The following is a 19,449-nucleotide window of genomic DNA, read 5'->3' as shown; positions in this document are numbered from 1 at the left end:
CAGGCGTGAGGTGCCATCGGGGGCGCGGGAACCACAAGCGTGAGGTGCCATGGGGCGAGGGAGCCACAGGCAATGCTACCAAAGCCGGCGCTGCCCGAGAGTATTCGCGGCCACGGGGAAGTGTCGACATACTCCTGACATCCGGATAAGCATCAAAAGTCGTAGCCCATCACGACCGGGACAAATTGAGACTTAATACCAGATCTTCCTCGCCAGAGCAAAATTGAGCTTTTGAACAAACCCCCGCGAAGCCAAAACGATGAAAACCCCCGGGGCTGGATCGGACACATAATGGCCAGGCCAAAAACTGCGCCAATCCTGCGTTCGAATCGCACTTTTGGCTGAGCCAACCGTGCTATTTTTTTCTCGCCATACCCTTTGTGCGTGACGCAAATCCGGAGATCCACCGGCGCAGCCTCCGCCGCACTAAAAGCGTCAGCCAACTATTTCAGAAAGGTCGTTATGGAGCGCCGTAAGTTTCTCACGATCCCCCTCGCCGCAATGGCGGCTCCCGGCGCACTCCTCGCGGCCAACGCCGTCCCAGCGCAGGCGGCCCTTCTACAGCCCGGCATGGCAATGTCCCCAACGGTGCTCCCGGCCGTCAAAGCGCTGAAGGGCGTTAGCCACGCCGGTACTGATGCTTTGGCACTCCGGCAGATTAGGAGCCTAAATCTCAGCTGGTATTACTCCTGGGGCTCCAAATACACCGTGACGACCACGCCAGGCTTTGTGCCTATGATCCGGAGCGCCAAAGCCCTGGATCAGGGAGCCATCAAGTACGCCACCAGCCAGTTGCCGCTCACCAAGTCCAAGCATCTTCTGGGGTTTAATGAGCCGGACGTCCGGTCCCAGGCGAACATGACTGTAGACCAGGCGATCAGCTTGTGGCCCAAACTTCAGGCAACCGGTCTAAGGCTGGGGTCGCCAGCGACAGCTAAGCCCTCGAGCCTGTGGCTTGAGGAATTTATGTCCAAGGCCAAGAAACGTGGACTCCGCGTCGATTTTGTGACCATGCATTGCTATGCGTGGCCCAACGCTCAGGACTTCCTGAACAAGGTCACCGCATTGCATGAAAAATACGGCAAGCCTGTGTGGGTGACCGAGTATGCGGTAGCGGACTGGAGCGCCACGTCAACCCGCCCCAGCCGCTACAGCAGGACCCAGACCAACGACTTCATGCGGGCAACCGTAGCCGGAATGCGACAGCTGCCGTTCGTTGAGCGATTCGCGTGGAAGACGCGGTCCATCAGTGACCCGGTAATGGGGTCTTCTGCCCTGTACAACACGGACGGCAGCCTAACTAGCACCGGCCGGCTCTACGCCTCACTCTGAGTCAAAGCGGACTGCGACGGTATCCCAGTCACCGCTAGTCATGTCCGTTTCGAGACGCCGCTGCGTCTCGAAACGGACATTTCCGGCCTAGGAACAAATATCCTTCAAGGCTGGGGCCAACTCGAGGGTGGCCACCTCGAAGGCCGACCTGCTGGCCCTCACCGTCTCCGGCAGCGCCATAAAGGTCTTGAAGAGATTACGGGAGTTGTACGCCACCATCGATGGCATCGCCAGATCGGCCTCAGACATGGACACACTCCCCCAGGTTCCCATCCTGTGCTCCCAATAGAAAATGTCGTTCGGGTCGTAACCTTTGAGCGAGTCCGCTGTGAACGACACCCGGCTCATCATGTCCTCAAAAAAGCCCCGTGTGATGCGCGAACCGGCGTTGACATCATAGGCATTTGAAAGTTGACGGACGTTGACTTTGGTAATGCGCTTGTCCTGGCTTTGGTAGAAGCCACGCATCACCTCCCCGCCGAAGCCGCGGATAAAGAGCCCGTCCCGCACCTTTTCCCCTGTCGCCGCCAAGCGCCCGAGCCAGGGCGAACCGGGCCCTCGATAATAGGCGGTGGCCCGGCGGAACGCCTCGGATAGCGCGTCGTCCGTCTGATTGAGTGTGAGGCGGTTGTGGATGGGCCAGACCTGCGCTTCCAACCCATAGGCTCCAGCGATCTCCGACGCCATACGGGCGTCCGGTGAGCCTGTCATGGTGGCCGCTTCGCTGCGTACGTAGGTGAAGATGACCGGATTGCTGTCCTTCGTGGCAGCAAAGACCCCCCTGCTGTCCGTGCCTGCCGTCAAACCCAGCACAGGGCGCAGTCCGTTGATCGCCAAGTACCAGCGAAGACCGTGCAGGTGCGCCACTAAGGCTGCAACTGCTTCCTCATTTGTCGTCTGCATTCCGATGTTTTCCCGCGGCCAGAAGCGCTCGACTGTTTGGTGCGGCATGATCAGCTTGGTGTTCGGTGTCAGCTGAACCACGTGCTCGTAAGGCGTCGCGACGCCGGGCAGGTACTTCACATCCCGCTGCTGGTAATTTCGCGAGGTAAGAAAAGGCACGAAGAAGTCCGCGAAGCGCGCGCCGATCAAATCGGCCACGATCTCGGCGTGTGACGCCGCAATGGGCGCCCCGGCTGTGGAGTAAAAGACCGATCTGGATCCCATGGCGTCTTGATAGATTTCGGTCCTGCCGTCCGTCTGGACAATCAGCGCGAACCTACCCGCCAGCCGGTCGAGAACGGCGTAAAAATCTTCGTCGCTGGCTACGGCGTCCAACAGAGCTGCCAGGACATCGCCCTCCAGATAGATTCCTTTTTCCGGGTCAAAAGCCTGTCCCACCAGCGCGAGATGCCGCCCATCCGCGACGGCGGTGACAAACCGGGTCTCCGGATGCACCGTCAGGTATACATCTCCCACGGGCACGGTCTTCCAGCCGGCCAGCGAAGGAGCTTCAGCCGGGGACTTGGACACCACGAAGCCGTACCTGTACATCAGGCGGTCCAGATCCGCGTGCGCGGGAGGGGCAGGCAGTAATTTCATCGTGGTCCTAGTTCTGCGTCGCGTACCGGATCGGGGGGCATGAGAGGAAGCTCTCGGCCGTAGAAGTTCAAATACGCCTGCTGGATATGGTCGAGGAAGTACCCCCGGGCGGGAGGTGCATGCTCGTTTTCGTAGCGCTCAGCCACAAAATTTACTCGCCGTCGCGGGTTGAAGCCGCCCTTGTCCGGAATGACGCCGTTCGCCAAGGCGAACGGCACATAATGGGCCTCAAAATGAAACTGGTCACCGGTGTTTTGAACAAAATGCACAAAATTAACCGGGCGCAATTCTTGGTACAATTTGCGCAAATTGACTCTGGTTCCGAAATCGTTCTCAACCTGCTCATAGGTCTTGTGCCGGGGAAAGGCGGCTGATGCTAACGCCTTTCGTTGAGCCAGGTGATAGCCGCCAATGGTTGTCTGGGGCGAGAATGCTACGGCTACCGAGTTGGGGATCCGGCGGGACAGGGCAAGTGCGCCATATCCGCCCGCACTGCTGCCGACGCAAACCACCCTTGAGTAGCCGCCGGCGGCAATAATCTGGTTTACCACTGCCGCATAGTCGGCAATGAGATCCTGGCCTTCCGTGCCGATGTACCAGCCGATTTCCAGGGAGCCGTTGATCTCGAGCGTACTGTCGGAGAGGTAAAGCCTGGCCGAGTCGAGACGGTTAAGCGTACGCCGCCATTCGAACCGGGGAATCCTGAACCGACCACGGTTCATGGCCCCGTGCAGTGAAATCACCAGCGTCTCGCTGTTCGCCGGCTCGAAGAGCATCCTAAGTGGCAGTCCATCGCGAAGTGCCGGCTCAAAGACGATGTGTGTATCCTGCACCGGAAGTGAAGTGATGGATGCCCCGGGCGCCGCAGTGAGCTTGGCGACGTGATTGTCCGAATCCCAATCATCGACATGGTTCCAGTCGATCGGGTTGGCTCGCGCGGCCGTTGTGCCAGGGGCTGGAACCACCAGCGGCCCGGTCCTAGCCTTGGTTGACAGTCGCCAGGAACTTCGGAACCTCGCTGACCGGAACTTCCGTCGGAGCCGGGTTGCCAATGGTCCGCTCCAGGACGGCAGCCACGTCAGGGTCCTCGGAGGTCCACTGAACAGCTCCGCCAAAGATCGTGCCAAGGTTGCGGGCGACGGTCGTGACGGCATATGTGTGAACTCCAGTATGCGGGTTGAAGGGAGGTTCGGAAGCTCGAACCATTATAGTGTCCGCTGTGTGGCCGCCCCGCAATTCGCGCGTGAACTGGAAGCTTGTGGGGTCGTAGACGTTGACTATCCGGGAATGGAGATCGTCCGTCAGTTCCACCCGCGTGATCCGTTGCGCAGTGAACTCGTCCAACATTTCTTCGCTGAACGATGCGTCAAACGAGACGGTGTTCAGGATGCTGGGAACATGCATCATCCCGAGCCGGCGTCCCGCCGATCGAGCGTCATCAATGTCGCGCCACATATTCCGCGCTCTCTCCCTTGGCGCGCCAAAATCGCCGACGAAGAGCTCATCGAGTTCAACCCGCTCTGGCCGGGCGGGGAGGAATCTGGCAGGCGCAGGAAAGGCACGCCGACCAGGGGGAACGTCCAGGTAGCCGCTGTGATGGCCTTGGCGGATTTGGCGGTGCCAGTGTTCGTATGCTGCCCGGTAAGCCACCCGATCGGGTGAGCGGTAGCCCATCCGAAAGTCGTCCATTGACAGGTTGGTGGAGCCCACCAGCGAAAGCGTCAGGGGTGCTTGGGTGACTTCCAGGACTTCCTTGTCGTTCACCAGGAGCTGGTACCTAAGTATGAACTCCGTGTCTGCCGCCTTTCGAACGGCGTCCCAGTAGCCCAATCGCTCCTTGATGACTCTGACAGGAAACATCGCTGAGACGTGGGCGGGAGTCACATAGGCTCCCCTCCAGCCTCGGTAATGGAACATCAAGTCTTCGCCCACGCGTGACCACGGTGCCGAAACCAGCCTGCGGTCCTCCTGCCGGACGGCCACCGCCACCAGCATTTCGATTTTTTGGGGGTGCTGCCAGTCATCCCCATCGAAGATGGTGATGAATTCACCGGTGGCCATTGAATATCCGATATTACGGGAGGTATATGCTCCCGCGTTTGGCGTGTTGCGCAGCACTTTTACGCGCGGGTCGGCAAGTTCCCACTTCTCAAGCCGGTCCGCAAAAGCGTCCCCGGAACCGTCGTCTACGACGATGACCTCGATATTCCGGTAGCTTTGGGAAAGCGCGGACTCGATCGCGAGATCGGTAAACGCGTCAGGGCGGAAGACCGGCATCACGATCGTTACGAGCGGCCCTTCGGTCACAGCTGGCACAGGATCCGTGGACAGCCGGAGGAAGGCCGGTTCGGTGCCGTCTTTGAGCCGAATCGGTGCAAGGCCAGCGGCCATATACATGGCGTTGATCTCCGCCATCCATTCCTCTACCGCGCGGGTTGAGTCGCGGAAAGGATTTTTTGCGTTCGCCCTGTAGAGATGGAGATCGTTGGGATTCTTGGTGTCGGTGTCAAAGAGGTCCTCGAGTTCCAGCGTCTGGTCGCCGCGTCCCGTCTGCGCCAGTGCGTCAAGGAAGAACTCCGCCCGGCGTTTGCCCCGGAAGTGCTTCGGACCCAGCTTGCCATAGACATACTGATAAATCGTGGCGGCGTTGAGAATGTCGTCTTGGCGGAGGTTTTGCCGGTAGCAGGTGTCTGCCAAAACGAGGAGCCCGCCCTTGGCAGTCGAGTCGAGCACGTTGAGGACCGAGTCCTGTGCCAGCCCTCCTATCCGGAACAGCTCAAGGGCATGTTCCATCTGTTGCCAGTCCCAGCGGCCTGATGTCACCCTTCGGGCAAGCACGTCCCGGCCGTCGAAGGAGCGGAGTTTCGTCAGCCGCTGAGACAGTTTGGCGGGCGGGATGTTTGATTTCGTTCCCCACCAATGGGCAGGTCCCACACCCTCGGCTGCCGGCTGCGGGGCGGGGACCGGTAGCAGAGCGGACACTTTTGCTGCTCGACGTGCCTGCCGTAACGCAGTGTCCATCTTCGCCACTCCAGCCACCACGGCCACAAGCATCAGCACCAGAGCCGGGAGGAGGATGAATCCGGAGCGGAAGTAGGCGCCCGCAAGAACCGTGAAGAACAGTGCAGCCAGCCCCGCCGCAGCGGCCTTCTTCCTCAGGGTGAGCTTCCCTGCTCTGCGGATGAGCTGTTTGACGTTCAAATTATTTCCCCAGGTGGCATCGAGTTGTTGATTGACTTGGCAGTGACTTCTAGCGGGAGACATCCGAAAAATGGCTGCGGAAGGCTTGGCCGCGGGCACCTTTGGCCTCCTTCTCCTCGCCGAGCTGTGGCGGCGGCCGGAAGCCGTCCCACTGCTCCGCCACGCTCTGCAGGAAAATGCTGTCCTCCGGATTCCACGTGTGACCGCCGTGCGAATCCGCGTCGGAGTGGCGTTGCATCATATAGTTCTGGCCGTGGGAGCGATAGATGAGCCCGCCCGCGGCCTGGACCGCCTGCAGGAGGCAACGGTCCACCGCACGATGGACGGGCCGCCATCCTCCCAGCTGACGCAGCTCGTCCCTGCCGAGCATCATGGTGCCGCCCGCAACGTGGTCCGAGTACTGCTCGCCGAGCGGAGGCCTCCGAGTAGTGATGTCCAGGCTTTCCAAGTACACGAATTCAACTTGCGCTCCCACGACGACGGCACCGCTGAAGTCTTTGGCATGAACGAGGTCCCGCAGGTGGTGCGGGCCGTACCAGTCGTCGTCGTCCATCTTGCAGACAAGATCGCCGCTGGCGGCGCGGACACCGGCGTTCAGCACGTCGCCAAATATCATGTCGGCCGGAACGGAGCGCAGCTGCAGCTCGCCGGGATAGGCCTCGACGGCGCGCCGGACTTCGGGCAGATCGGCGGCGAATCCGTGCAGTACCACGACCACCTCCAGTGCGTCCCAGCTTTGGCGCGCCAGCTGCTCCAGTGCGGACGCCAGCTTCTCGGGCCGCCGGGTGGCCAAAACCACGCTCACGGAAGGCAAGGGAAGCAGCGGCTTGCCGAGCTGGCCCAGCACGGTGTTCCAGACGGCGCGCGGGCTGCAGAGGTCCAGCGCTGTCCGGCGCAGGTCGATCGACTTCGATTCCCGCAGCACAGCGGGATCGCCGGCGTCGAAGGCCTCGATGCAGTCCACCAGCCGATCACCGAGCAGGGACCGTACCGGGGACTGCAAGGCGCGCGTCAACATCGGCACGCCGGCGACGGCGAGCTGGCTCAGGCGTCGCGCCAGTTGCCGGTCCAGGCCATCGAAGCGGCCGCCATCAACGTCAAGGTAGCCGTGCGGCCGCAGGGCGGCAAGATCCGCTTCGCTGAGGTCTCCCCCGCGGCCAAGCTCCGCTGGTTCGAGGGCACGCGCCGGCTTGTCCGGATACGGGAGGAACCCCATGGGCGAAACGACGGCGGTGTCAACGGGAGGCAGCGCCGTCGCCGGCGGAGTCCAGACCGGCGGGGTTACCCGTCGCGGCTGTACTGCCATTTGTGCGACGTCGACGGGGCCAACCAGCACATCGACGGAATAGATGTCATCCGGTTCCGGCTGGAGGAGCTGTTCCGTCATGAAGCTGCCCAGCGCGTCCCCCGCGAGCCACGCGCAGTCGGCGGGCTCGGTGATGCCGACCCGCAGTCCCCCCAGCGCCGGACGCAGCGGGGCAGGCGAACAGCAGCCCAATGCGGCGAGGGCTGCGGCATGCACGTTCACCCATTTGCCGCCATCAACCACCACGGCGAACCCGAGTCCCGGCACTGTCATGGCTGATGTGCCAGCCTTGACCTGAAGGCTGCGTGGAGTCCAGACCGGCAGACCGGCGGCCGGGAAGAGCCCGCGGATGACAAGCACAAAGTGCTGCGCCCGTCCCTCGCTGCGGAACAGGGGAAGCAGCGACCGGGCCTCGGCGAGCGACTCCGTCTGCACAACGTAGTGGTGCCACCACAGTTGGTCTGCAGGGACGGCGTGCTCCCAGCCGGACCGTGCCCTTGGGTCGCGGTGCTCCCAGTCAGTGCGGGCGTAGTCCAGTCCAAGGTCCAACGCCAGCTGCGCCATGGAGTGCTCTGCCGAGCCGACGACAACGCTCTTGATCTGCATGCTGCTAGCTCCCCGCCCGGCCTGCGCGTGCCTTAAGCCGGCCGAGGATGTAAGCCGGGCCCTTGCGGGCAATCGCACGGACGCGCGAGAGGCCGCGGTTCGGGGCAAGGCCCTGTTCCAGGCGGCGGCGCTCGATCTCGGACTTCCTGAGCCGGGCTTCGAGGTGCCGGATCTTCTGCTCGTAGTCCACGCGCGTGGCGGCGTCAGCCAGGTCCCGGACCACGATGTTGACGTCCAGGGTTGCCGCGGCCCCCTTGCGTAGGTGCAGCTTGGGTTTGGGCCGCCGGAAGTCGTGCAGGCCCAGGGCGTTGCCGGAGACCCAGCGTTCGCCGCCGGCGCTGCGCGCTGACTTCTCGGGATCACCGGATTCTGACAGCTCCCGGAGGGTGGCCGTCTGCCACAGTTCTATTGCACCGGGCTGCCCGTCCACCAGCGCCCTGAGGACCAGTGCCTGCGTGTGACGCAGGGTCTCCATCATCGCCTCGAGCGAGTGCATGCCCAAGGCCGTGCCAGCGTTGAGGACCAGCGTGTAGGCCGCCTCGGCCGGTTGTTCCCCGTCGCCCCCGAGGAACGAAAAGCGGCGGTCAGTGGCGAGCCATTCTTCCAGCTTTGGCCGCCCGCCGTCCGCCACGAGGATGTCGACGGCGAAGTCCTGGCAGGCGGAGCCGAAAAGCGAGGCGACGGTCCCTGCAATCTCCAGATCCGTGGCTTTCGCGGCCCGGACCAGGATCCGAACTAGGGGGGTCTCTTGCCGCGGCGTGTGCAGGGCCTTGAGAGCAAAGCCGGCATGCCGCAGCTCTTCATTAATGGACGCTGACACAGCCTGGCTTCCCTTATCCACCGACCGAGGCCCCTACGGGCGTATGCAGCAGGCCGGGCTCCACAGGGTGTTGCTGGTTCCAGATGCCCTTGGTATCGATGAGCTGCTTGCCTTCGAGGGACAGCGGGTCGATAGCCAAGAAGTCATCGTGGTCCACCAGCAGCATCACGAGATCTGCCTCGGCTACGGCCTCTTCCATGCCGTGTAGGCGTGAGAGTCCGGAGGCTGCCAGGGCGGCGGGGAGTTCCTCAACGTTCGGGTCCACCACCAGGATGGTGCAGCCCGGCAGCTGCCGGACCAACTCCTGGACGATCGTCACCGATGGCGACTCGCGGACGTCGTCGATGTTGGCCTTGAAAGCCAAACCCAGGACAGCCACCGTGGCGCCAGGCTGATCGGCCAGGGATTGAACCGCCTGCCGGACCACGTGATGCGGCTTGGAGTCGTTGACTTCACGCGCCGTCCGGATCAGCCCGGAGTGCTCCGGGACGGCGTCCACAATGAACCATGGGTCGACGGCGATGCAGTGGCCGCCGACTCCGGGGCCGGGGCGCAGGACGTTCACGCGCGGGTGGTGGTTCGCGAGCTCGATCAGCCTCCAGACGTCAATGCCGAGGCTGTCGCAAATCAGGGAGAGCTCGTTGGCGAAGGCGATGTTGACGTCACGGAACGTGTTTTCAACCAGCTTGGTCATCTCGGCGGTGGTGGCATCCGTCAGCAGGATTTCACCCTGGCAGATGACCTCGTACAGCCGCTTGGCCAGCTGAGCGCCTTCCTCTGTGAGGCCACCGATCACACGGTCGTTGGTGACGATTTCGATCATGATCCGGCCCGGCAGAACGCGCTCCGGGGAGTGCACAACGTGGACCTGCTCCTTTCCGGGAGCTGCATCCAGCGACAGGTCGGGTCGCAAGTCCATGAGGTGAGCGCCCAGGCGTTCGGTGGTGCCGGGAGGCGACGTCGATTCCAGGACCACCAATTCTCCACCTCGGAGCTTCGGCGCGAGGGCCTCGACCGCGCTACGAAGGTAGGACAGGTCGGCGCCGTTGCCCTCGGCCAGCGGTGTGGGCACGGCAATGATGTAGGCGTCGGCTGCAGGCACGCTGGTCATGGCCACGAGGTTGCCCAAGCTGACCGCACCCGAGACCACCACGCCCATGTCGGGTTCCACGAAGGGAACCTCTCCACGGTTGACGGCGTCAACGGTGGACTGTTTAACGTCGACGCCGGCTACAAGCTTGCCTTTGGCGGCGAAGCTGGCCGCGGTGGGCAGGCCGATGTAGCCGAGCCCGATGACGGCAACATCAAAAATCGTCTCGTCCATGTCTCCCCTAAACTAAAATGTGGTCTTCGGGCGAGCCGAAGAACTGAATCTTTGAAGAAGCCAGAAGCTCTTCATTGGTGATGGGCCAGGTGTGCGAGGACACATCGGCGCCCCGCATCTGGCAATAATTGAAGCGGTCCGCCGAATAGATCCGGGCGCCCGACTCGATGACGTCGCTGAGGAAGCGAGAGTCCTCGCCACGTTGCAGCCGCTCAAACGGAAAGCGCCGGAAGGTGTCGGTGGCGCCGAAAATGGTAGGTCCGGAGACTGCTTCGACGTAGCGGTGTTCCAATTGCGGGTTGCGCAGGATGGTAGCCCCCGCCCCGGCAAGATGCATGTAGTGCGCCCGCTTTCCCACAACTTCGGCCTCGGAATACATCATGGCGTGGACCTGGTCGCCCAGGTACAGGGGGCTGTAGATGTCGTCGTCGTCCCATTTGGTAGCGAACCGGCCGTCGGCGTGCGCCACGAGGGAATTCAGGCACTCACCGAGCAGCGTCTGCTGCGGCTCCTGGAGAACGACGACGTCGAGGATCCCGGCTTCCATGCATTTCCGGCGGAACGCGGCCTGGTCGATCTCAAACCCGTGCGCAAGGTAGACCAACTGGACATCCACGTCCCGCTGGGCAGCCACGCCGGCAATGACGTGGTCCAGCTGCTGCGGCCGGAAGCTGGACACGAGGACCGACACCTGGGCCCGGGGGCCTGATACGGCCAGCGCGGGCCGGGCCGCGGCCGCGATGGTCTGTGCCCGGTGGCTGAAGGTGTGCTCGGCCCAGATTCTGCGCTGGGCCTTGTGGACGAGGCGCTGGGCATAGTCCGGGTTGGCGGTCAGCGCCTTCAGCAGGTGCGCCGCGTCGTTCCGGTTGTCGGCGGTGGGAATTTCATTGCCCGGGAAGAACTCCGTAATGGCCGCACTGGGCGTGGACACAACGCAGGAGCCGGCCGCGGTGATCTCGAAAATCCGCCGGGCGCACATCGACGGCGAGTCCGTGACGGAGTTGACGTTGAGGAAGACCTTGTACGCCTTGTAGGCGGTTAGCATCTGCTTGTAGGAGAGAGAGCCCACAACGTGCTTCTTGAGGATGCCGGGGAACTGATACTGCGGCTGCCGGCCGAGCTGGCGCGAAAAGATTTCGAATCCGGGGCGCTTGCCCGCAGTCGCGTCCACGGCTGCTCCGAGGAGGAACTCCATCTGGCGCCGGCGGTCCTCGTACTTGTGCGCGAAATACATTCCGGCGAAGGCGATCTCGCGGGCGTGCCAACCGTGCCGGGGCCTGGCCGGGTTGTGGATGCGGGGCTGCGCGGCGAACGGCAGCACGGAAATCCGGTCGTGGCCCAGGTCCACGCGGTACCGCGGAAGCATGTTTGAGTCAGTGGTGAAGACTTGGTCGAAGAGCTTCGCGGCGGGCAGGAAGTCCTCGTAGTGAGGCGGGTCTTCCTTGTTCCAGAAGACCGCCGGAAGTCCAGCCGCCCGGCATCCCGCAACCAATTCACGGAACACGGCCGAAGGACCCGCCGGGCCGGTGATCTTGCCGCGCCAGAGGCCAGCGTTGCCTGCCCAAGCGGATTCGACGACGACGAAGTCCAGCGCCTCGTCGCGCAACTGCTGTTCCCAGCTGTCAGGCCTCAGCGCCACGTTGGTCCACTCGGCGGAGAACGCCGCCGCGGAAAAGTCGTCCATGATGATTCCGACGCGCAGCTGCGGGTCCCGCGGCTGCGCAACGCCAACAGCCGCTTCCCGAAAGATCAGGTGCCGGCCTCGTCCAATTCCGCGCCAGGCACCTTCTGCGCCGCGGACGCCGGACAGGCTGGCCTCGTCACGCTCGGCCATGCTGCGGTGAAGGTAGCTTCTGACCTGCCCCATGCCGCCCTGGCGGGCGTGCCAGAGCGCGCGGCGCCAATAGGCCGTCTTGTCTCGAAAACTCATTCCCTACCTGGACCGCTTCCAGCCGTTGGGCAGCAGCGTGGTACGCATTTCGGGGAGGCTCGCCATCAACTCAGCCCGGATCTTGCGGCCGTAGTCTGCGTTGCCCTCGTTGATGCGCCAGATGAAGTTCCGGTATTCCTTGGCTACCTCGTCGGGCGTTCCATCCATGATGAAATCGCCCTTGTCGATCCAGATGGCGCGGTTGCACATGGAGGTGATGGTGCCGAGGCTGTGGCTGACCACAAACACGGTTCCAGCCTGGTTGGTTACGTGTTCCATCCGCGCCTTGGAGCGGTCCTTGAACTGTGCATCCCCTGTGTTGAGAGCTTCGTCGATGAGCAGAATTTCGGGGTCCACTGCTGCCGCGATGGCAAAGCGGAGGCGCGCGCCCATGCCCGAGGAGTAGGATTTCATCGGGTGGTAGACCTCGTGCTCCAGGCCGGACATCTCCACAATGTCATCGAACTTGGCATCGATCTCGGCGTGGCTCATGCCCATGGCGAGGCAGCCGAGCCGAATGTTCTGCGCACCGGAGATGGAGCTGATCAGCGCCGCGTTGACGCCCAGGAGGATGGGATTGCTCGCGGAATAAACAGTGCCGGAGTCGGGAATGATCAGACCGGCAAGCACCTTCATCAGTGTGCTCTTGCCCGAGCCGTTGCGGCCAATGACGCCAATTGAGTCGCTCTGGTTGGCCACGAAGGAAATCTTGCTCAACGCGGTGGTACGCACCACGGTGTCGCCACGGCGCGGCGTACGAAGTTTCTTTAGCATAGAGGTCCGGGTGTTGGTCCGCCCGGGAGTCTGGTTCTTGGTCCGGTAGACCACCGAAATGTCGTCCACCACCACTGTTGGCTCCGAAAGCGGGCCTATAGATATGTCAGACACGTCCGTAGCTTTCCTCTCCGCGCCAGAAGACAAAGAGCCCGGCGCCTACCGATCCCAAGGCCCATAAGCCCAAGACTGCCCACGCCCGCCAAGACGGTGTGGTGTTGTATAGTACCGCGTCGCGGATGATCTTGATCACCTGAAACCCAGGATTGAAGTCCATGATCGTACGCATGACCGGGTACTTGCCGAACCGATCTTCGGCAAAAAAGACTGCCGAAGTGTACATCCAGAATCGCATGAAAAACGAAAGCAGCATGCTGAAGTCGGGGATTTTCATAACGAGCGGTGCAAGCAACATACCGATTCCCAGATTGAACAGGAACTGGAGCAGGATCGCCGGAATGATCAGCAACCACCGCCAGGTGATTTCCTCGACGGGTGCCGTAAAAATCACGAATAGCAACATGACGATCGTCACGGGCACGTTGGACAAGAGTTCCCGCACATTCAGCGAGATGGGCAGGGCTGCCCTAGGAAATTGGAAAGCCCGGATCATGGAGGTGTTGCTGGTCAGAGACCTGGCCCCACCCACGATGGAGCGCGTGGACATGGAGAAGGTAAAGACTCCGATGATCAGGTAACCGAGGAAGTTCTCGATGCCCTTGCTGGTGCCCAGAAAAAGGCCAAAAATCAGGTAGAAGCTGAGGCCGCTGAGGATAGGATTCAGGACTAGCCAAGCGCTTCCGAGATGGTTCTTGTCGTTGCCGCTCTGAACTCGTGCGCGGGCGTCGAAGAAAATGAAACTCCTCCGGTCCCACAGTTGGACCAAGTAGTCCAAGAAGTCAGGCCTCTGCCCCACCTTGGTCAGGCGGGCAAGGTTGACTGGCACCGAGACCGTGGCGGGTGTCTCCGTCTGCGCGGAACCGCTTTGTGCCGCTTCCGTTTTTTCCTGGACGCTCATCTAGTTACTCCCAGCATTTCCAACTCTCGTGCCAGGGCAACCGCGTTGGCGGCCCACGTTCTGTCCTGCAACACACGTTCCCTGCCTGCAGCGCCGAACTCCGCTGCGAGTTTTGGGTCCTCGAGCAGCTCCCGGACCGCGACGGCGACCGCGTCAGGATCCCCCGCCTCCGCCAGGAGACCGGACACCCGGTCCTCTACAATTTCGGCCAGAGCCGGCAAGTCGCTCGCCACTACGGGCCGCGCGCACGCCATGGCTTCAACGGGCTTGAGGGGTGTCACGGAACGCGTTACCTCCAGGTCCTTGCGCGGCACAACGAAAACATCCAGCGCTTGATGGTACAGGGCCGTTCGGCTCCGAGGCACCCGGCCTGTGAAGATTATGCGGTCTGAGTACCCGCTCCGCTGCGCCTGAATCTGCAGCGACGGCAAGGAAGAACCGTCCCCTACGATCAGGAGATGTAGCCTTGGAAGGTCCGCGGCGAGCCGCGTAAATGCGGCCAAGAGGTCCTCGATGCCTTCATAGGGTACCAAGCTGCTCACGGTGCCGATAAATTGCGCGTCTTCTACGAGACCGAGCTCACGACGGGCAGTGCGCTTATCCAAGGGATCTGCGAGCAAGTTTCCGCCAACTGCATTCGGCGCAATCAGAACTTTATTGGCTGGAATTCCGGCCGCGACGATGTTGGCCTTCATGGCCGTCCCGAGGGTCAGCACCAGGTCGGCGGCCTGCATGGCTTCCGTTTCCCGGTTCTGAAAAAGCCGGTACTTTTCGCTGTTGCGCGCCTCGGGTCCGCGGGTGGAGGCCCAAGTGTCAGCCAGCTGGCCGCGGACCTCGTAGACCCACGGAATCCCTAGGGCCTCGGCCACGGCCCGCACCACGAGTCCGTTGACGTAGTGCGTGGTGGTGTGCAGCACGCTGGGCTTGAAGTCCAGGGCCACGGCGAGCAGTTCCTCCGCTTGCTGCTGCAGCCGGGCATCAATGGTCTGCGCCATCTTGACGGGCAGGAGCCGCTGGTACCGGATCCCGTCCACGCTGTCGGTGGTCTTGGCGAGGAGCTTCCCGACTTGCACGGGGTAGCCCATTCTCGTGACCGCCAGCACATCCCACCCGGCCGCCTGCTGTGCCAGAAGCGTGGAGTGGGAGCGCTGGGCGTAGCCGCTGGCGGTGTGAGGCAGGGAGTTCGTCAGCAGATGAAGGATCCGGCCGGGAACCGCCGTATAGGGTCGGCGCTCCAGCGACGGCGACGCGTCGGTCAGGATCGCTGCCTCGGCAGCGAAACGGGCTTGCTGCCGCAGTCCCTCAGCGCCCGAACCGTCGAGAGCCGCAACGGCTTCGCTGACGTCGCCGTCGTACCACAGGCGCCGTGCCCGGGCCTGCTTCGCGTGTCGTGCCGTGCCCGCCTTGGCAAGGAAGACATCAGAGACCGCGGGGAGATTCGCAGCGAGGGCGACGTCGGCCAGGCGCCGCGCCCTGTCACCCTCGGCGGGTCCGTCGGTAGCGAGACGGAGGCGACGTTCGACGTCGGCGTCGTCACCGGCGGCGAGTGCCGCGAACACCACGGCCGCGGAAGTGGAGTTCTTCGGAGCCAGCCGGCACAGTCGCTTGGCAAGCGGAAGCACCGCCGAGGGCAGTCTGCGCGAAAGCTGCAGGAACAGGATGACGGGATCGTCCGTCAAGTGCTGGCGCACGACACTTTGGGCCAGCCGGACGTTGTTGATCAATTGCATCATCGACGAAGGCCGGTTTCCGCGAGTAGTTCGCTGATGAGTTCCATGTAGCGGCCGGCGAGTTGCTCGTACTCGGCGTTGGCTTTGACCCACTGTCGGCTGTCGCCATTACGGACCAGGCGGCCGCGGTCCGCAGCCAGCTCACGCCACAGTGCCGCCAGCTCTTCCGGATCGCTGGCCACGATGTCCCCGGCCTCGGCGTCCGAGACGATTCGGGCAGCTTCCCCCTTGACTACAGCCGTGACATGCCGGCCAATTGCGAGAACCTCGTATGTCTTGGACGGCACGGTGGTTTCGAAGGATTTCCAGTCATCCCGCAAGGAGACGATGCAGGTGTCAGCCGAGGAGTAGCGTGCCAGCATGTCGTCGCCGGTCAGGGGTGGGTGGAAGGTGACCGGAGCCTTCAGCTCACGCGCCAGCTTCTCCAGCGCCGGCCTCTGCGTTCCATGGCCCACCATGTGCAGGTGCATCGAGTCCCCCACCAGTGCACTGGCACGGATGGCGACATCGAGTTTTTGACTCTCGCCGTGGTTCCCCAGGTACAGGGCCTCGAAGACGTCCCGATCCGGTTCAGGCGGCCCTACGACCGGAATAGCGTCCAGGTGCACGCCGTTGCTGACGGTGGCGACATTGCGGACTCCGCGCGAACGCAGCGTGGCCGCGAATCCTTCGGTCACTGTGACCACGAGGTCTGCCCGGTGCTGGACAAAGTCCACCACGTGCTCCACAACGCTTTTGACACTGCCTTGGACCAGGCGGGCGTCGCGGGCCAGGTCCGGCCACGCATCGCGCATTTCCACGATCAGCGGGACGCGGCGCATTTTGGCCAGGGCGTAGCCGGCAGCCAGCGAAGGCAGCCCCGGAGCGGTGACAATGACGACGTCGGGCTTGCGGACCATCATCCCGGCGGGGACGGACATGAGGGCTGAGTAGCACTGGTCCAGCAGGCGCGCGGCGCGGGAGTTGCCGTGGCGCAGGTAGGGAACGTGGAGGATTTTTTCGGTGAACTGGCCGTTGCGCAGCCGGAACGGCCTTCCGGCCATCCAGCGCGGGAGGGCCCGCCGGCCGAAGGGATAGTGCGCCACCGGAGTCACGACGTCGACATCCCAGCCGGAGTGCGTGAACTCCTTGATCATGGCAGTCCAGCGCCGCTGCGGCGGGCTCTGCTCCGGCCAATAGGAGTGTGTGATCAGCGTGATCTGCAGGTTGTCTCTCACGGACTTCGGCCCAGTTGACTCCACGAGGACTTCATCCTGCATGGAGCTCAGGACTTACCGGTGCGGGGAACGCCGGTGGCCTTCTTCGAACCGATGAACCGGAAGTAGGCAAAGCCAAGGCCCAGCAGGACCAGCACAGTGATGGCCTGGACGGCCAGAGGGCTGCCGGTAGCAACGGCCACGGCGGCCTGAACTTCGGACTTCACCATGACCGGCGGCTGAGTGGGCGTCGCGATGACAGCGGGAGCCGTGGACTGCGCCGGTGTGGGCGTACGTGTTGGGGTCGGGGTTTCCGAGGGGGTTTCCTCGGGGACCGGGACCACGACGGGCGGGGGCACCGGAACAGGAGCGGGAATTACCACCGCAGGAGCGGTTACTGGCACCGGAGCAGGCACGGGCGCAGGCGCCGGTGCGGGGGCAGGCGCAGGCGCCGGTGCGGGGGCTGGCGCAGGCGCCGGTGCGGGCGCAGGAGCCGGGGCTGGTGCGGGCGCAGGAGCCGGGGCTGGCTCCGGAAGAGGTGCCGGAGGGACCGGAACAGGGTCGGGAGCAGGTGCAGGCTCAGGAGCGGGGTCCGCTGGCTGCAGAGGATCACCGGAGCCACCACCGGGCGAAGGATCCGGCGTCGTGGTCAGGAATCGGATGAGAGGGTGGGGAACGGCTACCGCAGCGTTTGCCGCTGTCGCCGTGCCCATGACTGAGCCGGCGAGGATCAAAGCTCCCAGCCCCACTCGTATAGACTTTTTTCGGCTGCACGACGTCATCGACAGTCCCTCCCCCACAGTGCGAGATTGAATCAGGTGTGCGTTATGCGGCCAACACTAACGTCATTGTCGGCAGAGCCCCACTGATGCACGAGGTCCCAGTCTACTCGATGGTAAGAGTCAGGCTGTTCCTAGAGATGCTACCTTTACTCTCCAAACCGGGACCATAGCGCCACGCGGACCGGGATAAGCTGGATCAATGCTCCCTTTCAGCCGTCTGGTTTCCGCGCGCCTGTCCTTGACTGTGGCGGCCGCCGCAGCCGGCCTGGCCTTGACCTCGTGTTCCCCGGTTGTCGACGTCACGCCCGCCAAGGATGCCGCGAACGCGGCCTGCGCGCCGATGATGCTGGCCCTGCCGGACGCGATCGGCGATGCCACGCTGCGGAAGACCAACGCACAGGCCACTGCGGCCTGGGGCGATCCGTCCCAAGTGATTCTGCGCTGCGGCGTCAACGTTCCCGGACCCACGACCGACCGCTGTGTCAGCGTCAACGACGTCGACTGGGTCATCAAGGAAGGCGACCCCGTGTGGACGCTGACCACGTTCGGCCGCGAACCGGCCACGGAGATCCTGATGGACCCGGACAAGATCAGTTCGGCCACCGTGCTGGCGGACCTCTCCGCCGCCGCGCTGAAGATCCCGGCAACCCGGAAATGTGTGGGTCAAGAGGATCTGCAGACCCTCCCCACCAGCAAGTAGGCCCGGGCAGGCGCGTCCGCGCCCGCCCGGTTCCAGCGCAGCGCGGTTCTAGCGCAGGCCGGTCTTGCGGTGCAGGGCCAGGTGGATCAGCTCGTCAATCAGGTCGGCGTAGCCCAGTCCTGAGGCGTTCCACATCTGCGGGTACATGCTCTTGGGCGTAAACCCGGGCATGGTGTTGATCTCGTTGATGATCAGTTCGCCATCAGGGGTGTAGAAGAAGTCAACCCGGCTCAGTCCCTCGCCGCCGACGGCGTCAAAGGCGACCGCGGCCAGTTCCCGGACACGGGTGATCGCTTCTTCGGGGAGGTCGGCCGGGCAGCTGAGGGCAGCGGCGTCGTCCACATATTTGGCGTTGAAGTCATAGAATTCATGGCCGCCGCCAGCGACGGAGATCTCACCCGGCATCGACGTCCGGGGAGCATCGGTCCCCCGGCCCTCCAGCACGGCACATTCGATCTCGCGGCCCGTGATGCCGGCCTCGATGACCAGCTTGGGGTCGTGCTCGCGGGCGATCTCTATGGCGGCGTCGAGGCCCTCGAGGGAGTCCACCTTGGAGATTCCCATGGAAGACCCTGCCCGGGCCGGCTTGACGAATACCGGGAAGCCGAGCTGGTCCACGCGTTTGCGGACGGTCTCGGGATCGTTGCGCCACTGCCGGTCAGTCACGGCAATGTAGGGTCCCACGTGGAGCCCGGCCGATTCAAAGACCACCTTCATGAAGTGCTTGTCCATGCCGACGGCGGACGCGAGCACGCCCGCTCCCACGTAGCGGGTGTCGGACAGTTCCAGGAGGCCCTGGATGGTGCCGTCTTCGCCGAAGGGCCCGTGCAGCAGCGGGAAGACGACGTCGACGGCGCCCAGCTCCTGCGGGACGGTGTTCGGGGCTGCGACGATCAGCTGGTGCTCGCCGCCGATTTCGGCCAGGGTGACGGTCTGCGCCGAGGGGGCCACCTCGGGCAGCGACGAGGCGGAGAGCGACCACTCGTCGGTTCCGCCGGAGGCCAAAACCCACTGGCCGGTTTTGGCGATCCCGATCGGGATGACGTCGTACTTGTCCTTGTCGATGGCGCCCAGGACGCCGGCGGCTGTCACGCAACTGACGGCGTGCTCGCTGGAGCGGCCGCCGAACAGCACCGCCACCCGGGGCTTGGGCTGGCCCGTACGGCCTTCTGTGGTCATATTGTTCTC

The 19,449-nt window shown here is 63.4% G+C and carries 16 protein-coding genes; 2 read left to right on the top strand and 14 right to left on the bottom strand.

Translation table 11 applies throughout. The features are described 5' to 3' along the window. Nucleotides 1–384 precede the first annotated feature (384 nt). Complete coding sequence (locus AC1DKN_RS09805; RefSeq protein WP_476871141.1) at nt 385–1,332, top strand: glycosyl hydrolase; 948 nt, start codon at nt 385–387, stop codon at nt 1,330–1,332. An 87-nt stretch (nt 1,333–1,419) separates the two neighbouring features. On the opposite strand, the gene AC1DKN_RS09800 is transcribed toward AC1DKN_RS09805, so the two are convergent. Genes AC1DKN_RS09800 through AC1DKN_RS09740 form a run of 13 tightly spaced genes read right to left on the bottom strand, consistent with a single transcriptional unit; the run spans nt 1,420 to nt 17,404 of the window. Beyond that, the gene (locus tag AC1DKN_RS09800) at nt 1,420–2,874 is read right to left on the bottom strand and encodes a hypothetical protein (protein WP_476871140.1); all 1,455 of its coding nucleotides are present in this window, start codon (nt 2,872–2,874) and stop codon (nt 1,420–1,422) included. After that, nucleotides 2,871–3,839: an alpha/beta hydrolase family protein gene (locus AC1DKN_RS09795; RefSeq protein WP_476871139.1), complete on the bottom strand. Its 969-nt coding sequence runs from the start codon at nt 3,837–3,839 to the stop codon at nt 2,871–2,873. The genes AC1DKN_RS09800 and AC1DKN_RS09795 overlap by 4 nt, the downstream gene beginning before the upstream one ends. Before the next feature lie 13 nt (nt 3,840–3,852). After that, a complete protein-coding gene (locus tag AC1DKN_RS09790) occupies nt 3,853–6,174 on the bottom strand; it encodes a glycosyltransferase family 2 protein (protein WP_476871138.1) in 2,322 nt (773 codons plus the stop codon). Further along, nucleotides 6,125–7,987 (bottom strand): glycosyltransferase family 2 protein, encoded by a 1,863-nt coding sequence (locus AC1DKN_RS09785; protein ID WP_476871137.1) that lies wholly within the window; start codon nt 7,985–7,987, stop codon nt 6,125–6,127. The genes AC1DKN_RS09790 and AC1DKN_RS09785 overlap by 50 nt, the downstream gene beginning before the upstream one ends. Before the next feature lie 4 nt (nt 7,988–7,991). After that, on the bottom strand, nt 7,992–8,807 hold the full coding sequence (locus tag AC1DKN_RS09780; protein ID WP_476871136.1) for a hypothetical protein: 816 nt from the start codon (nt 8,805–8,807) through the stop codon (nt 7,992–7,994). Nucleotides 8,808–8,820: 13 nt separating this feature from the next. Then, nucleotides 8,821–10,131 carry a UDP-N-acetyl-D-mannosamine dehydrogenase gene (gene wecC, locus AC1DKN_RS09775; protein ID WP_476871135.1) on the bottom strand — a complete coding sequence of 437 codons (1,311 nt, stop codon included), beginning with the start codon at nt 10,129–10,131 and terminating at the stop codon, nt 8,821–8,823. Nucleotides 10,132–10,138: 7 nt separating this feature from the next. Then, complete coding sequence (locus tag AC1DKN_RS09770) at nt 10,139–12,061, bottom strand: glycosyltransferase family protein (protein ID WP_476871134.1); 1,923 nt, start codon at nt 12,059–12,061, stop codon at nt 10,139–10,141. A 3-nt stretch (nt 12,062–12,064) separates the two neighbouring features. Next, nucleotides 12,065–12,949 carry an ABC transporter ATP-binding protein gene (locus tag AC1DKN_RS09765; protein WP_476871133.1) on the bottom strand — a complete coding sequence of 295 codons (885 nt, stop codon included), beginning with the start codon at nt 12,947–12,949 and terminating at the stop codon, nt 12,065–12,067. After that, on the bottom strand, nt 12,942–13,853 hold the full coding sequence (locus AC1DKN_RS09760) for an ABC transporter permease (protein ID WP_476871132.1): 912 nt from the start codon (nt 13,851–13,853) through the stop codon (nt 12,942–12,944). The genes AC1DKN_RS09765 and AC1DKN_RS09760 overlap by 8 nt, the downstream gene beginning before the upstream one ends. Next, nucleotides 13,850–15,586 carry a glycosyltransferase family 4 protein gene (locus AC1DKN_RS09755; protein ID WP_476871131.1) on the bottom strand — a complete coding sequence of 579 codons (1,737 nt, stop codon included), beginning with the start codon at nt 15,584–15,586 and terminating at the stop codon, nt 13,850–13,852. The genes AC1DKN_RS09760 and AC1DKN_RS09755 overlap by 4 nt, the downstream gene beginning before the upstream one ends. Then, entirely contained in the window at nt 15,583–16,842 is a 1,260-nt protein-coding gene (locus tag AC1DKN_RS09750; RefSeq protein WP_476871130.1) for a glycosyltransferase family 4 protein, read from the bottom strand. The genes AC1DKN_RS09755 and AC1DKN_RS09750 overlap by 4 nt, the downstream gene beginning before the upstream one ends. Before the next feature lie 5 nt (nt 16,843–16,847). After that, nucleotides 16,848–17,138: a hypothetical protein gene (locus AC1DKN_RS09745; protein ID WP_476871129.1), complete on the bottom strand. Its 291-nt coding sequence runs from the start codon at nt 17,136–17,138 to the stop codon at nt 16,848–16,850. 35 nt (nt 17,139–17,173) lie between these two features. Continuing rightward, the gene (locus AC1DKN_RS09740; protein WP_476871128.1) at nt 17,174–17,404 is read right to left on the bottom strand and encodes a hypothetical protein; all 231 of its coding nucleotides are present in this window, start codon (nt 17,402–17,404) and stop codon (nt 17,174–17,176) included. A gap of 356 nt (nt 17,405–17,760) precedes the next feature. On the opposite strand from AC1DKN_RS09740, the gene AC1DKN_RS09735 reads away from it, so the two are divergent. Beyond that, nucleotides 17,761–18,261, top strand: coding sequence for a DUF3515 family protein (locus tag AC1DKN_RS09735; protein ID WP_476871127.1), 501 nt, complete (start codon nt 17,761–17,763; stop codon nt 18,259–18,261). Between the two features lie 48 nt (nt 18,262–18,309). Here the strand turns inward: AC1DKN_RS09735 and AC1DKN_RS09730 are convergent, their stop codons facing one another. Then, nucleotides 18,310–19,440, bottom strand: coding sequence for a D-alanine--D-alanine ligase family protein (locus AC1DKN_RS09730; protein ID WP_476871187.1), 1,131 nt, complete (start codon nt 19,438–19,440; stop codon nt 18,310–18,312). Nucleotides 19,441–19,449: the final 9 nt, after the last annotated feature.

Source organism: Arthrobacter sp. 01N444 (assembly GCF_056399305.1).
Note: the sequence above shows the minus strand (reverse complement) of the source record. Positions and strands in the feature narration are given on the sequence as shown.